This window comes from Mycobacterium kyogaense, from assembly GCF_036946525.1.
Classification (GTDB): Bacteria; Actinomycetota; Actinomycetes; order Mycobacteriales; family Mycobacteriaceae; genus Mycobacterium; species Mycobacterium kyogaense_A.
Genome location: NZ_JAQIIY010000007.1, coordinates 84712 through 100096, shown reverse-complemented (window position 1 = coordinate 100096; position 15385 = coordinate 84712). Strand labels below are relative to the sequence as shown.

The following is a 15385-nucleotide window of genomic DNA, read 5'->3' as shown; positions in this document are numbered from 1 at the left end:
CAGGTGCCGCCGCGCCGGACTCCACCACGTGCGAACCGCTCCGAGAAACTGCCGGGGTGCCTGGCGCAGCATCATCGCGCACCCGCTTCCTCGGCGGTGAAGTCGCTGCGCGACATCCGATTCCGTCGATACTCACGAACGGTCAACACCACCTCGACGAACAGCAGCCCCGACGCCAGCACGGCGAACACCCAGTACAGCTCCACCCGGCCGACTGTGTCGTCGGGCGGTGCCGTCGTGTCAGCCATGAACCCCGAACTGACCGGAGGTAACACCGGGGTCAGATCCTGGCCCGCCGCTCGGTGGAAGTACGGCACGCGCAGGCTCTCGGCGATGGCGCGCAGTTGCGTCTCATCGATCGCGGAGGTCAAGAACGTCGACGTCCCCGGCTGCGCGTAATACAGCTTCTGGCCGTTGGCGACGCTGGCCGGAATCGTCCCGCCCGCCGTGGTTCCGTAACCCAGGACCGCGCCTCCCGCGATGAGATCCTGCGGCACGTCGAACGGTGTCGATTTCGCTTGTGGCCCAGCATTTCCGTCGCCGAGGTAGAACACCACGTTCTTCGAGTCGGGGTAGAGCTTCCTGGCTTCGCCGAGCTGATCCGCCAAGGTCGAGCCGGCTGCGGTCGGGTCGATGAAGTCCAGCGCGTCATAGGGCACCAGCGAGTACGCCGCAAGATTCTTGACGTATGCCCGGAAGCTCCACTCATCTTGGGAGAGTGGCCAATCGACCGACGCCTTTGTCGCGAATCCGATCAGAGTGAACCGCGCGCCGCGGTACTCGTCCATCAGCGCGGTGATGTCCTCACGCATGCCGACCATGCGGGCCTGCTGGTCACCCCAGTCGGCCACCCGCGACGTCAACGAGCGATCCACCACGACAATCACGTTCACGTCCGACACGAAGGCGGGTGCCGCAGAGCTACCCCGCGCATCATCCGACGGGAAGCCTGGTCGGTAGGCCGCCAACACCAGCAGCAGCAGCGCGCACGTCAGGCCGGCCCATCGCAGCACCACTTGGCGATAACCACCGGGGCCGGTGCGCACCAGCACGCGATACAGCGTGACGGCACGCAACAAGACGACGACCACGGCTGCGATCGCAAGAAGCACACCCGGGAGAACGGGAAGGAACGTCATCGCCGCAGCACCGCCAACGACATCGCCAACAGCACACCGGCGATCGCGGCGGCGGCCAGTGCCAGCCGTGGCGTATCGATCTCCCGCTGGAACGCCCCGTTCTGTCCGCTGCGTGACGGCAGCGGGGGGATGCTCGTTGATCTCGCCGATCTTGTCGGTGAGTACCGAACCACCGGAGGCGCCCGCGGTACCGGCCGGGTTGTACAGCGAGAAGTTGCCGCCCGTGGCTGCGGTCAATCCGCGCAGCATGTCGTTGGACTCCGGGCTGCTGTCAGCGACGTCCGCTCGGGAGATCACGTTGATCTGCACGCCGCCACGCTGCGCCATCGCCTGGATCTGCCCGGAGTCGTATAGCGGCGGCCGCCGCTCATCCTCGCCGCGCCATCGGCTGTATCCGAGGTAGACGAGCTGGCGCCGGTGTTCGGATTGGTTCTCGAAGCCGGGGAATCCCGTCATGCACAGCGCCAGTGCGTCTTCCACGCTCGGTGCGTAGTCAACGTAGGTGACTGCGCGGGCGAACGCGTCTATGCCGCCGGCCAATTCGATGCGTTGCTCGACCGGGACGCCTTGACGGGTGTCGAGATCCTGTTGGATTCCCGCCATGTGCGCGAAGTACTCCAGCCGGTCTTTGGCAAAGCTGCGGTCGCGCGTCATCGGCACGACCCGCAGGTTGGCCGACGTGATGCCCAGCGCGTCGAACGGTCCCGGGGCCGCGCGATCGGCGTAATAGCGCAGCAGATCTGCGGTGGTCGGGTCGGTGACCGGTTGACCCACGCACAGCATGACGTCGCGGGGATGGGCCGCGTCGTAACCGGCGGCATCAGAGGCGGGTTGCACCGGTCGGGCCGCTGCGGTGATCGCGGACAGAAACGCGATGCCCAGCATTGCTGCGGAGATCGCCATCGATATCCGGTACACCCGCTGTACGCGGGCGAACTCGGGCAGCCGGGTGAGCCGATCCACATGCGCGAGCGGGCGCAGCCGGCGCTGAACCCGCTGCACTGGCAGCTGCCAGGCCGCGATGACTCCCACCACAAGGCAGGCCATGCCGGCGACGAGGATCGGCCACCACTTCATGTCCATGAGCTGACCAGCCGCTCCGCCTGATGTCCGAGAGCGACGACGTCGCTGCGGGATTGGGCGTTGAACCGGACGTCGTCGAGTGCGGTTAGCAGGGGGATGGCCCGCCCGAGGCTGTTGTCGGTGACCTCCAGGTCGGACAGGTGCAGATACTGCGCCCGAACGCCGGTGTGGACGAACAGGAAGCTCCGCAGTGTCCGGTCGTAGGCGGTGCTGGCCTCCAACGGTGTGAGCGCGCGCTCGCGCACCTTGCGCGTCGTCGTGCGGATCGAGCGTAGAAAGCTGCGACGGACCAGGGCGCCATGGATCGACCGGAGTACGGGAATCCTACGCAGCCGATGCGGCGGCAATGTCCACAGCAGAACCCCCACGACCCAGAGCGCAACAAGCACGACCAACACCACGGGAAGGAGCGACCACCACCAGGACAGCGGAAGCGGCCCGCCGAGGAAGCGCAGCAGGTCGTCACCGGGCATGGCTGTAGGCCTCCGTCAGATGTGTGAGCGCAGAACGGATCTCGTGGCTCCCGGCGACCCGGGCGAACGGGATGGCCCGCGCGATAAAGAACTCGTGGAGTTCCTGAGCGCGCCGCGCTTCTGCGGCCCGGTACGCCGCGATCACCCGCGGACCGAGGTGGGTGCCGTCGGGGACGAACCGGCCGCTGGCGACGTCGTAGGCCTCGTGTTCGCCCTGCTCGGCGCCAACGGCAGACATGTCGCTGATGCCCAGCCACAGCAGCTCATGCCGATCGGCGAGAGTCGTCACCGCTTCGTCGAGCCGCGGCGTGACGTCGGGTTCATCGCTGACCACGATCACCAACAGGCGGCGGCGGTGGCCGGCTGCCACATGGTCCAGCTGGGAGATGATGTCACTGGGGCCGACGTCGCCGAGAGTGCGCATGTAGAACTGGCTGAGCATCGACTCGACATGCGCTTCGCCTCTGCGCGAACGGACCTCGGCGGTCCCGCCCGCGTCGCCATAGACCAGCCCGACTTCGTCCGCGCGACGCATGCCGATCAGGCTGATCGCACCGAGGACGGTGGTCGCGATGTCCCGCTTGATCTCTCCGCTCGGAGCGAGCGCCGCGGTATTACGCCCGGCGTCGCAAACCACCACGATCTTGTGGTGCTTCTCGGTGACGAAACGTTTGACCAGAACCTCACCCGAGCGCGCAGTCGCGCGCCAGTCGATGTCCCGGATCTCGTCGCCGGCCACGTAGGGGCGTAGATCGTCGAACTCCATGCTGCGCGTGTGCAGCAGCGCATACTTACCACCCTCGAGCAGGCCACGGGTGTCCGTGCCGAAGGTGGCTATAGCGCGGTTGAGATACGTTCCCATGTGGCGTCAGGGCGTTCGCACCGATTGCAGGACGGTGTCGACGACGCTTTCCGGCGTGATGCCTGCGCTGGCCGCCTCGAACCTCAGAATGAGGCGGTGTCGCAACACACGCCGAGCGACGCGTCGAATATCCTCGGGCAGAACGTGATTGCGCCCCGCGAGCAGAGCGGCGGCGCGAGATGCGCGAGCGAATGCGATCGTCGCGCGGGGGCTGGCGCCGTACTCGATCAGCCGGGCCACCTGCGCGGGCAGGGCCTGATCCGGAGTTCGGGTGACGTGCACCAGCTGGGTGATGTAGTGCACGAGCACCGGGTCGAGATGGATGTTGGTGGTGAGGCGCTGGAGGTGCCGCATGTCGTCGAGGCTGATCACCGCCGGCGTCTGCGCTGTGCGGTCGAAAACCCCGGCGTCCATCCGGAAGATCACCTCCGCCTCCTCTTCGGGCGAGGGGTAGCGCAGCGTCTCTTTGAGCAGGAAGCGGTCGGTCTGGGCCTCAGAGAGCGGGTAGGTGCCCTCCTGGTCGACCGGGTTCTGCGTGGCGATCACCAAAAACGGCTCCGGAATCTGGTGCGCCTCGCCGGCGATAGTGGTCTGCCGTTCCTCCATCGCTTCGAGCATGGCGCTCTGCGTCTTCGCGCTGGACCGGTTGATCTCGTCGAGCAGAACGATGTTCGCGTGCACTGGGCCGAGACGGGTGACGAACGCGTTGGCCGACGAGTCGTAGATCTGGGTGCCCAGGATGTCGCCCGGAAGCAGGTCGGGCGTGCACTGGATGCGCGCGAATTGACCCGAGATCGAATCGGACAGCGCCCGCGCGGCCGTCGTCTTGGCAAGACCCGGAACACCCTCGAGGAGAATGTGCCCGCTGGTCAGCAAACCGATCAGCAGCGTCTCGCGTAGCTCCTCCTGACCGACGACCTTGGCCGCGAACGAGTCTGCCACCGCTCGGATGATGCGACGGGCGGTCTCCATGTCGGTCATGTTTGGTTGAACGCGGGTGGGAGTGGTCATGAGCCTCTTATCTCGACGTCGTGCGGTCAGCCTGTGTAGAAGGTGAACCCGGGTGGCTGGGTGGTCATGTCGGCGTAGCCTTGAAAGGCTACTGACAGCGGATGATTCACCCATTGGAATACGGAGCCGGTCAGCGTCACTGTGTAGACGATGCTGCCGGTCACCGACTGTCTGGCCTTCTCGTCGATGTCTCCTGTGAACGTCACCTCGTCCAGCGACGTTGGTGCCGACCACGCGGCGCTTCCCTGCGCGCCTCCCGCGCCCAGTTGCTGAGGACAGCCGGGCGGAGAGAGCTCGGTCGATTGGGCGCACTGCTGAACCAGCGGCATCATCGCCTTCTTGATGGCCGCCTTGCCGGCCTCAGTGGTCGTGAACGAGTAGTCCACATTGACGCCGTACTCCAGGTTGCCCAGTAGGTAGACGGGGTTCTCGATCTCGACGGAGATGTTGGGGTTGGAGGTACCGAACTCGACAGGCCCGGGGAACACGTAGGGGCGACCGGACGCCGGGATCGGCTCGTCGAACAGCGTGACCGCATCGATCAGCTTGACTCGGGCCCCCGCCTCGTCCTTCTTGAAATCGACTGGCAAAGCGGCGCTTGCCAGCTTCCAGCTGCCGTCCCCACCTTGCTTCAGAAACAGCGTCTCGTCGAGCGCGGTGTCCCCGAAGTTCACGAGCACGTGGACCCTGCCGGTGTCGGTCGACTCGATGATTCGGATGTCGCTGATCGGCGCCTTCGCCTGCTGCTTCTTCAGCACGTCGCTGGTGAGCAGCGTGGTATCGGGCGGTGGGCTGATCGCGTAGGACAGCGCAGCCTGGGCATCGCCGCGGGCAAGCGCCTCGAGATAACCGCGCACTGTATCGCCGGCCGACGGCGGCCCCGAGGGACCTGATGACGTGACGACGACGATGCCGGTGACGATAAGCACGATCGCGATGATGGCGCCCGCGATGGTCAGGATCACTCTGCGCCGGCTGGATGGCCGGCGGGGTCCCGGCGAAGGCTGTTGCGGGTATGGCCCGTAAGCCGGTGGTTGCTGCCATGGCTGCGGTGGTCCGGGGTAGGGCTGCTGACCGGAGGATGGCCACGACGCCGGTTGATCGCCGCCGATCGGATTGGATCCGCCGAAGTTGTTCACCGCGAGCTCATTTCGTCAGAACGACGGGGGGCTTCTTGCCAATGTCGACCATCATGAACACCGTCACCGTTCCCGTCATCGGTACGACCTGGCCGTCGTCGCGCTGCATCGTCACCTGAACGTTTTTGATGCTGCCGCTGACCATCGCCGAGGTGAGCGTGCCCTCGAAGGTGTAGGTCAGCTGCGAAACATCCAGCGGTGCAGTGAAGGTGGTGGTCGACTTGTCGTACTCCACCCCCGGATAGGCAACACCCTGGCACTGTGACGGCTTGGGGCCGGCTCCGTAACACGGTGCGTAACGGTCGGTAACGAGTTGCTCGAGTGCCCTGCGGCCGTCGTCGTTCATCGAGTACTTGGCACCCAGGACCTCCATGCTGCCCAGGTCATCGAACGACAGCGGCGCCACGGGATTGACATTGATGAACGGGCTGGAGGAGGTCATGTCGAGGGGGCCTGGGAACGCGTAAAAGTTCCCGGACCCGACCGGAACACCGAATGCGACCAGGGTGCTGTCGGTGCTGGTCGGCACGCTGGAGACAATGCTGACCTCGACGAACGAACTGTCGAGCTTCCATGCCCCCTGCTGGCGCACCATTCGGATCTTGCCCTCGGTGCGCTTGTCGCCGAGCTTCACCGCCATGCGAATCTGCGTGCGGTCCGCGGAGTCATCGGGTTCGTGGCTCTCCCCAAGGATCTCGATGTTGCTGATCGGCGAAACGTCGAGCTGCTTCTTCAACACGTCGTCGGTCAGCAGGTCGGAATTGGGTGGCTGGGTCGCGCTAAGCGCAAGCGCCGCCTGAGCATCGCCGCGGGACAGGGCTTCGAGGTAGCTCTTGGCCACATCTCCCACGGCCTGATTGCTGGTGCCGCCGCCACTGTCGCGGGTACCGACGAGAACCAGTACGACCATCGCCACAACAATTAAGACCGCGGTGGTAGCGGCGACGGTGACGATCAGCGGCTTGCGATTCCGCGAAGGTGGCGCGGGTGGCGGGAAGCCGGCCGGGGGCGGCGGGTACGTCCACGGCGTGGGGCCGCCGGTCGGCTCCCACGGCTGCTGCGGGCCGGGGTGGCTGCCCGGCCAATTCGGCGGAGTCGTCATGGTGTCACTGTCGATAGGTGATGGTCGGCGGAGTGGTCAGCATGTCGGCATCACCGGTGAGGAACTCACTGGTCGTGGTCTCATACGGCTGGCCCCGATCGGTTTGCACACGCAGACCCATCTCCGCGGTTCCGAAGAAGTTGACCGTACCGGTCTGCGGATTGAGGAACTCAGCGCTCAGACCGCTCAGATCAGGCGGAGCGGTCCACTGAGCGGTGCCGTCCACCCATCCCGAAACGGGCCTGCTGAACGGACAGTTCGGCGGCTGGAGCTGCGTGGAACGGGCGCAGTCTTTGAGCTGCGCCAGGATGGCATCACGAATCGCCTTTGTACCGTCCTCGGAGACTTCGATGTCCAGGTTCTGCTGCGACAAACCGAGGTAGATGTTCATCAGCCCCGGCGTAACGCCGAAGTCACGACCCGTGATCTCGATGTTCGGGTTCGCGGAACCCAACTCCACCGGCCCGGGGAAGACGTATGCCACCCCGCTCTTGGGCGCGGGCTTACCGAAGATCGTCACGGCGTCGAACAACTGCGGCTTGTAAAGTCCACTGTTGCGGCCGAGGTCCATCCTCATGGCGGCATGGGGAACCTTCCAGCCGTCATCGCTCTTGCTCACCGGGATCTTGTCGTTCTGCGTCTTGCCGCCCAGGCTGACCGACACCTGCACCATCACCGCACCCTGGGCGCCGGGGGTCTCGCCGAGCGTCTTGACGTCTGTGATGGGTTCGGCGGCAATTTGCTTCTTCAGGATCTCGTCGGTCAGGAACGTGGTGTCCGGCGGCTGCGATTCACCCAAGGCCAGTGCCGCTTTCGCGTCGCCGCGCGACAGAGCCTCGAAGTACTCCTGGACCGCCAGGCTGGGGTTGTCCGCGCCGCCACCGCCGGAGCCACCGCGGAAGATGAATATCGCGGCGACGACGACCACTGCGATGACGGCGATGGCGCCGAGCGCGATCCACAGACCGCGCGGTGGCTTCTTGCGCGGCGGGATCGGTGGCGGGCCGTAACCGGGCCCCCAGTACGGCGGTGGAGCAGCCTCGCCGTAGTTCGGTCCCGGCGGATAGGGCTGCGGCGCCCACTGACCGGGGACGGCGGGGGGCGCCGGGTAACCGGGCGCCGGGTGCCCGTATGTGGGCTGCGCCGCAGCTGGCTCCGGGCCCGCAGGGCCACCGATCGGATTCAGGCCGCCGAATCCTCGCGAGTTCTCCTCCACCTCACCCCAAGTCGTCGTCGTACAGCGCTGTATCGACCCTAGAGGGAATCGAACAGTGTTCAGGACACCAATTTTCAGCGCAGGACTACTCCTGCGTCATCTCCGCCGTGATCTCCGCGACCACCGCATCGATGCGTTCCCGGTCCGCGTCGATCGACGCCGCCGCATCCGCCGACGCCTTCTGCAGCGCCTCGTTGACCCGGCCTTCGACCGTCTCGGCGCCCAGCCGCAGCAGGCCGTCCTGGATGTAGACGTCCTTCAACCAGTGGTGACCGTTCAGCGTCACCTCGACGGTCTCGGTCTCGTCCGCCGCGGTGAACGATTCGCTGGCCATCTTGTCGAGCTGCTCGTCCATCAACGACTGCAGCCGACGTGCTTGGCGCAGAACCGCTTCCACCTCGGGGTGCATGTCCTCACTCACTAGGACTCCTTCCTCGTGCCGTCAGAGCCCGGCCGCCGACGCGGCTGCAGCCCGATCACCGGTTCGGTGTGTGGCCGCTTCTCGGTGTAGATCTCCTCGTCCTGCGACAGCTGCGGGTTGCGCTTCTTGTCCCCGCTCCCGCCGGCCCCGTGGGCACCGTGCATGGGCGCCATGCCACCCATGCCGCCCCCACCGGCCGCCGCACCACCGGCGGCCGCACCTGCAGCCCCTGCCGCGGGTCCTGCGGACGCTGCGTACGGCGTCGGCGCCACCGTCTCCGCGCCCACCGCCGGCTGCAACGGGACGCCGGGCATTCCGCCGCCTCCACCGCCGCTGCCCCCGCCTGCTCCGCCTCCGCCGCGCGCCGCGGCGGGCCGCAGCTTCGGATCGTTGGGTGACTTCGGATCGCCTTTGCCGAGACCCGGCATGCCTCCGCCTGGGGCACCGCCGCCCGGCTGACCGCCACCTGGCTGCCCACCGCCGGGCGACCCCCCGCTCGGAGACCCGCCGCCCTGCTGACCGGCTTGCTGTCCTGCCTGCTGCGCCGCTTGTGCCGCTTGCGCGGCCGGATCTCCGGCCGACATCGGGGATATCGGCGCCTCCTGCGGCGCCCCACCACCGGACCCGCCGCCAGGTGCCTGCTGGCCGCCACCGCCACCACTGCCCGCCGGCTCGCCCTCGCGATACGGCCGGGCCCGACGGTGATCCTCCGCTGTGACCGGCATACCCGACACCACCGGCGCTGGCGGCTCTTCAGGCTCGATCTGATTGACCACGGCCTCGCGCGCGTAGGTGTTGCGCACCTCCTCGGACTTCTTCTGCTCTTCGGCGATCTTGTTCATCGCGTCGACCCACGCCGGGCTGTAGGGCGGGTTGTCGACCACTTGCTGCGACAACTCGCGGTAGCGCTGCGCGATCGGTTCGTGATCGCTCTTCGCCTTGCTGTGCGCTGTCGCCGCCACCTCTGCCTCGTCGGCCAACCGCTTCCACGACCCGGACAGCGAGATCAGCCAGTCGCGGTAGGCGTTGAACTTCGCGTACGCCGCGTCGGCTGCCTGACCCTCCCAATCCGTGGAGTTGACCTCGAACTCCTCCGCCGACGCCGCGAGCGAGTCGGCGTTGGCCCGCCACATCGTGGCGGCAGCCCGCAGCGACGCGGCGTCGTCACCCGCGTCAAGGGCCGTCTGCGCCGACTGCGGATCCATGAAGCCCTGCTCGGATGCCAACTGTCCCTTCGGGATCGGCATCTTGGGCGGGCGCGGCGGGGCGGGGATATCCGTGGTCTTCGGTATCACCGGACCACCGGGGGCGCCGCCGGGGACGTCGAACGTCGAACCGATACCCTCACCGGACTGCTGATCGATCTGGATGTAGGCCCCTGCCACGTTGTCCAGCGTCTGCGCGAGACGCTGCCCCTCGAGACGGCCGTATTCCTGGTAGGCCCAAAGGTTTTCGGCGTTCTGCGCGATGTTGGTCACCGCGACGCTGGCGATGATCAGCGCGTCGGCGGAGATCAGCGGCGGTTGCGCCTGTGCCGAGGCGAACGTCAGCCCGCGGATCTGATTCGCCTTGGCCGTCAGGTCCGACGGTTGGACCCGCACCTCGTCACTCATGCGCGTTCTCCCTCCAGCACCGTCTGGTACCGGCTCTCTTCCCGCGGGTTGATCAGCCGAATCGGCAACTGCTTGTGCCGCGGCGTGGCAATGAATGTGCTGCGCAACATTACTCGGCCCACCCCGGGATGCGGTCCCAGGTACGTCGTCGCCGTCGGCCACGCGATCTTGGCGACCTGCCCGATGCGTGCGTTGACGTAGCCCGCGAACTCCTCGAACTGCGGGCTCAGCGTGACCACGGCCCCGGCCGCGGCCGACCGGACCACGAACTGCGTGAAGAGCCGCGCGTCGCCGAGGTTGATGCTCACGTCGACGTCGTCGAACGGCATGTACACCGGATAGCGGTCCGCCGTCTCGCCGACGAGGATGCCTGCCGATCCGATCGGCAGCTCGTAATGCCGGTCACTGACCGGACTCTCACCCAGCAGGGCGGCGCGCTGGCCACCGAACAGGCACGAAAAGCCTCGCGGTGTGGACGGATTCGCCAGCGTGGTTAGCAGCACCGTCGTCGTCGGTGCGACGCCGGGGGCGATGCGAACCCGGGTCAGCGTGTGATCGGCGCGGGCCGACCACCACACGTCGGGGCCGCCCGGTGCGCTGTAGGCCGCGGTGAACGTGCTGCGCCCCTTGATCATCGACCAGTGTTCCTGTTCGAAGCTGATCTCTGTGGCGCGGTCGAAGTCGTCGAAGCTGCGAGCCGGGCGGGCGTCGATGCCCTGGCTGGCCAGGTGATCGGCGATCCGGGTGGTGGACGCCATCAGGTATTGGGCCAGCCCGGCAACTCCCGTGTCTCGGCGCAGTGCCGCCTTGCGGGTCTTCTCCGGATCGGCGCGCAACACGATCCACGTCCGTCTGTTCGCCGGAGCCGGGTAGGGCCCGACCACCTGGTCGTAGAGCGCGACGAGGGCGGCCGGCGCCGTCCGCCCGACCCGGTACCCGGCCGAGACCACGTCGGCCTCCAGGTCGGGGCAGTACGCCTCCAACAGCTCTTCGATCGTGCGGGTGTCGACCACGTCGTCGGTGAACGCCGCGCCGTTGACGATCACCGTCGGGGTGAACGGGCGGGGCACCAGCTCGATCACCGAGACCACGTAGTCGCCCTGCCACCGCAGCGCGACGTGGTCACCTGGGATGACGGTCGCTCCGACCGCTGGCTCCGACGGGGCGGGGGGTGGTTGGCGGTGCCGGCGGCGCCACGCGAAAAGCGCTGCGATCCAACCGGTCACACGGCGCCCGCGCAGGGTGAGGATCGCGCCGATGCCGATCAGGACGGACAGTGTGATGCCCAGCCACATCAGGTGCATCTGGGCGAACAGCAGTAGGCAGGCGGGGACCAGCACTGCCGCCCACAGCGCGTGCCCGGTGGTGAACCGCACCCCGAACACCGACAGCACTCTGCTCATCGGCGCCTCAACGCCCGTCGTGCCATCGCGCCGATACCCAGCGCCGCTGCCACGCTCACTCCGACGATCACCACCCACGTGATCGGGTTCCGATCGGGCGGCGGCACGTACACCGGCGGTGGAATTGCCTTGATCTGGTACGGAATCGTGGCCGGGCCGGGCGGCACGTCCCATGTCAGCGCCGCGACCGGATCGACGACACCTGCGCCGACGACGTTGTCCGTGCCTCCGCCGGGATGGCGGGCCGTCGCGGTGATGCGGTTCATGACCTGCGCTGCGGTGAGCTCCGGGAAGCGTTGCCGCACAAGCGCAGCCAAGCCCGACACGTAGGCGGCCGAGAAGGAGGTGCCCGCGATCGGGATGGGCCCGTCCTCGCCCTGCAGCGCGTTGACCGGATTGCCGTCGTAGCCGAGCGCGATCAGGTTCTCGCCGGGTGCGGCGGCCCCGACCCACGGCCCCTGCATCGAGAACCCGCTGGGTTGTCCGTTCGGGCCGATGCTGCCGACGGTCAGCAGCAGCGGTGAGTACCACGCCGGCGACACGATGGTCTGCACGTTGGCCCAGCCGCGCGGATCGGCGGGCACCGCGGCATCCGGCGGCGGATTCTGCGTGCACTCGGAGCCCGTGTTGCCGGCCGCGACGACGATCACCGCGTTCTTGACGTTGACCGCGTAGTTCACCGCGGCGCCGACCACGCTCTCGTTGATCGGGCGGGTCACCTTGTAGCAGGCCGCCTCGCTGATGTTGATCACCTGCGCGCCCAGGTTGGCCGCGTGCACGATCGCGCGCGCCAGGCTGCGCAGCGAACCGGCGGTCTGGGTGGAGTTGGGGTCGTTGGGATCGGTGCGCGTCCCTACCGGCTGGAAGCTGTCGGAGGTCTGGCGCAGCGACAGAATGCGGGCGTCGGGGGCGACGCCGACGAAGGCGTCGGTGGGGGAGGGCCGGCCCGCGATCACAGCGGCGGTCAGAGTGCCATGCGCATCACAGTCGGACATGCCGTTACCGGCCTGGTCGACGAAGTCCCCACCCGGTTCTGCTGGTACGCGCGGCGAGCCGTTGACCCCCGTGTCGATCACAGCAACAGTTACGCCGGCTCCCGTCGCGAACCGCTGCGCGTCTGCCAGCCGTAAGTAGTCGTTGGCCCAGGGCCGGTCAGCGAAGTTCGAGTTGGGGAACACCGTCGGGGCGGCACACACCCGGCGCTGCTCCATCGGCTGATCCGGGCCGGTCTCATCAGGCGGGATCGCGGCCGGATCGATGATCGGCGGTTCGATTGCGCCCGCCGTCGGTGGTACCAGCAGAACGACGAGCATCAGAACAGCAAACAGAGAAGCCAGTCGCCGCACTACTGGACACCCCCCGCTCGATGTTGACCCGCGAGCACCGCCCGCGCCGACGTCAGCAAACATAGCGCCGCCACGTTCACGGCGCAAAAGGTCACGTCAAACGGCTGCGGTGCGGGCACATCGGCAAGCTTAAGGGCCCGCGGAGGGAGGCCGTTCCGCTTTCTTTCTCACCCAAACTGCGTTCCGCGCGACCCCTCGAGGGCATTCGTCGCGCGGAACGCAGTTTCGGCGAAGACGACTAGGCGTCGAGATCTTTCTGCACCAGCTCGGCGATCGTGTTCACCGCGGCCTCGTCGTCGGAGGCGACGGTGACCTGCGCCCCGTTGCCCGCGCCCAGCGTCATGATCATCAGCGCCGAGCCGGCGTCCACCGGTTCACCGCCGTCGACCGAGAGCGTGACGGGCACACCGGCGTTGACCACGGCCTCGGCGATGATCGCGGCGGGCCGGGCGTGCAGTCCGATGGACGAGCCGACGATGACGGTCTTGGTGGGCATGAACTCTCCTCTTTCGATGGGTGGTGACGGGTTCGGTAGGGGATCAGGCGGCGACGAGCTCGCGCTCGGCCTTCTTGGCGCCGGGCTTGATGAACTGCTTGGCGGCGACCACGGCCGCCGCGGCAGCGACGGTACCGGCGAGCAGAGCGATGACGAAGCCCAGCTTGTTGTCGATCGCGAAGAGCACGAAGATGCCGCCGTGCGGGGCCCGCGACGTCGCGCCGAAGGCCATGGACAGCGCTCCGGTGACGGCGCCGCCGAACATCATCGAGGGGATGACGCGCAGCGGGTCGGCCGCGGCGAACGGGATCGCGCCCTCGGAGATGAACGAAGCACCGAGAAGCCATGCTGCACGACCGTTTTCACGCTCGGGCTCGCTGAACAGGCCGGGCCGGACCGTGGTGGCCAGTGCCATCGCCAGCGGGGGCACCATGCCGGCGGCCATCACCGCGGCCATGATCTGGATCGACGCGGTGGTCGAGGCGGCCAGCCCGGCGGTGGCGAATGCGTAGGCAGCCTTGTTGACCGGTCCGCCGAGGTCGAAGCACATCATCAGGCCGAGGATGACGCCGAGCAGGATCGCAGACGTACCGGAGAGGCTGCTCAGCCAGTTGGTCAGGCCGGTGTTGATCAACGCCAGCGGACGACCGACGAGGAAGAACATGATGAGGCCGACCACCAGTGACGCGCCCAGCGGTGTGATGACCACCGGCATCAGACCGCGGAACCATTGCGGCACTTTGAGATTGCTGATCCACAGGGCGGCGAAGCCGGCGATGACGCCGCCGACGATGCCGCCGATGAATCCGCCGCCGACGAACACGGCGAGCGCTCCGGCGGTGAAGCCGGGTGCGATGCCGGGCCGGTCGGCGATGGCGAAGGAGATGTAGCCGGCCAGGGCGGGGACCAGGAAGCTGAAGGCCAGGCCACCGAGGCTGAACAGGATGGCGCCCAGGTACTGCGTGAAGCCGCCGCTGGGCAGGTTGGTCAGCGAATTGTTGAGCGCGATGATGTTGCCCAGCGACTGCGTCGCCCCTTCGGGCTTGTTCGCGATCTCATACCCCGCGAACAGGAAGCCGAGCGCGATCAGCAGACCGCCCGCGGCGACGAAGGGGATCATGTAGCTCACGCCGGTGAGCAGGATCTGCCGGGTGCGGGTGCCCCATCCCACGTTGCCACTGGGAGCCGAGCTGGCGGCGGCGCCCGCCGTGCCCTCGACCCGCGGCGCGTTCGGATTGTCAGCTGCGGCAACGGCTTCGGCGACCATCTTGGCCGGCTCGTTGATCGCGCGCTTCACACCGGAGGCGATCACCGGCTTGCCGGCGAAACGGGCGCGGTCCTTGACGCCCACGTCGGTGGCGAAGATGACGGCGTCGGCCTTGGCGATGGTCTCCGCGGGCACCGGCGTGCTGCCGGAGGAGCCCTGCGTCTCGACCACCATGGTGACCCCGGCCTCCTTGGCCGCGGCGGCCAGCGCGTCGGCGGCCATGTAGGTGTGGGCGATGCCGGTGGGGCAGGCCGTGATCGCGATCAGCGTCTTGGCGGCCGGCTTCTCGGCCGGAGCCGCGGCGGGAGCCGGGGTGGCCGGAGCGGCGGCAGGAGCCGGGTTGACCACTCCGTCGACCAGTGCGACGACCTCGTCGGCCGACGACGCATTGCGCAGCGACTCGACGAAGTCCTTGCGCACCAGCGCGCGCGCCAGGCTGGACAGCAGCTTCATGTGCTCCTGGCCGCCGGAGTCCGGTGCGGCGATCAGGAATGCCAGATCAGCCGGGCCGTCGGGGGCACCGAAATCGACTGCGGGACTGAGCCGGGCGAACCCGATCGTCGGGGTCTCGACGTAGGGGGAGCGGCAGTGCGGGATCGCGATGCCGCCCGGCAGACCGGTGGCCGACTGCTGTTCGCGGGCCATGGCGGCGCCGACGAGCCCGTCGGCGTCGTCGGTGCGACCGGCCGCGGCCAGTGCGCCGACCATCCGGGTGATGACGGCCTGCTTGTCACCGTCGACGGCGGTGTCGAGGAGGACCAGATCGGTGGTGATGATCGGTGGTGATGAAGTGGTCGAGCTTGTCATGGGAGCT

General features: G+C 67.6%; 13 protein-coding genes. All 13 read right to left on the bottom strand.

Annotated elements, in window-relative coordinates; translation table 11 throughout:
• Positions 1–71 precede the first annotated feature (71 nt).
• The 13 genes from PGN37_RS04735 to PGN37_RS04675 all read right to left on the bottom strand — a co-directional run bounded on the left by PGN37_RS04735 (position 72) and on the right by PGN37_RS04675 (position 15378).
• Positions 72–2216 carry a hypothetical protein gene (locus PGN37_RS04735; RefSeq protein WP_335329874.1) on the bottom strand — a complete coding sequence of 715 codons (2145 nt, stop codon included), beginning with the start codon at positions 2214–2216 and terminating at the stop codon, positions 72–74.
• Positions 2213–2695 carry a hypothetical protein gene (locus PGN37_RS04730; RefSeq protein WP_335329873.1) on the bottom strand — a complete coding sequence of 161 codons (483 nt, stop codon included), beginning with the start codon at positions 2693–2695 and terminating at the stop codon, positions 2213–2215. The genes PGN37_RS04735 and PGN37_RS04730 overlap by 4 nt, the downstream gene beginning before the upstream one ends.
• The gene (locus PGN37_RS04725; RefSeq protein WP_335329872.1) at positions 2685–3557 is read right to left on the bottom strand and encodes a DUF58 domain-containing protein; all 873 of its coding nucleotides are present in this window, start codon (positions 3555–3557) and stop codon (positions 2685–2687) included. The genes PGN37_RS04730 and PGN37_RS04725 overlap by 11 nt, the downstream gene beginning before the upstream one ends.
• Positions 3558–3563: 6 nt before the next feature.
• Positions 3564–4568 carry an AAA family ATPase gene (locus PGN37_RS04720; protein ID WP_335329871.1) on the bottom strand — a complete coding sequence of 335 codons (1005 nt, stop codon included), beginning with the start codon at positions 4566–4568 and terminating at the stop codon, positions 3564–3566.
• Positions 4569–4594: 26 nt separating this feature from the next.
• Entirely contained in the window at positions 4595–5533 is a 939-nt protein-coding gene (locus PGN37_RS04715; protein WP_335329870.1) for a hypothetical protein, read from the bottom strand.
• A 181-nt stretch (positions 5534–5714) separates the two neighbouring features.
• Positions 5715–6809, bottom strand: coding sequence for a hypothetical protein (locus PGN37_RS04710; RefSeq protein WP_335329869.1), 1095 nt, complete (start codon positions 6807–6809; stop codon positions 5715–5717).
• Positions 6810–6813: 4 nt separating this feature from the next.
• Entirely contained in the window at positions 6814–8025 is a 1212-nt protein-coding gene (locus tag PGN37_RS04705) for a hypothetical protein (protein WP_335329868.1), read from the bottom strand.
• A gap of 85 nt (positions 8026–8110) precedes the next feature.
• Positions 8111–8446: a YbaB/EbfC family nucleoid-associated protein gene (locus PGN37_RS04700; RefSeq protein WP_335329867.1), complete on the bottom strand. Its 336-nt coding sequence runs from the start codon at positions 8444–8446 to the stop codon at positions 8111–8113.
• Entirely contained in the window at positions 8446–10059 is a 1614-nt protein-coding gene (locus PGN37_RS04695) for a PPE domain-containing protein (RefSeq protein ID WP_335329866.1), read from the bottom strand. The genes PGN37_RS04700 and PGN37_RS04695 overlap by 1 nt, the downstream gene beginning before the upstream one ends.
• Positions 10056–11462, bottom strand: coding sequence for a type VII secretion protein EccE (gene eccE, locus PGN37_RS04690; protein ID WP_335329865.1), 1407 nt, complete (start codon positions 11460–11462; stop codon positions 10056–10058). The genes PGN37_RS04695 and eccE overlap by 4 nt, the downstream gene beginning before the upstream one ends.
• Positions 11459–12775 (bottom strand): type VII secretion-associated serine protease mycosin, encoded by a 1317-nt coding sequence (gene mycP, locus PGN37_RS04685; RefSeq protein WP_442932846.1) that lies wholly within the window; start codon positions 12773–12775, stop codon positions 11459–11461. The genes eccE and mycP overlap by 4 nt, the downstream gene beginning before the upstream one ends.
• Before the next feature lie 271 nt (positions 12776–13046).
• Entirely contained in the window at positions 13047–13304 is a 258-nt protein-coding gene (locus tag PGN37_RS04680) for an HPr family phosphocarrier protein (protein WP_046364643.1), read from the bottom strand.
• Between the two features lie 43 nt (positions 13305–13347).
• Positions 13348–15378, bottom strand: a complete 2031-nt coding sequence (locus PGN37_RS04675) for a PTS fructose transporter subunit IIABC (RefSeq protein ID WP_335329863.1) — start codon at positions 15376–15378, stop codon at positions 13348–13350.
• Positions 15379–15385: the final 7 nt, after the last annotated feature.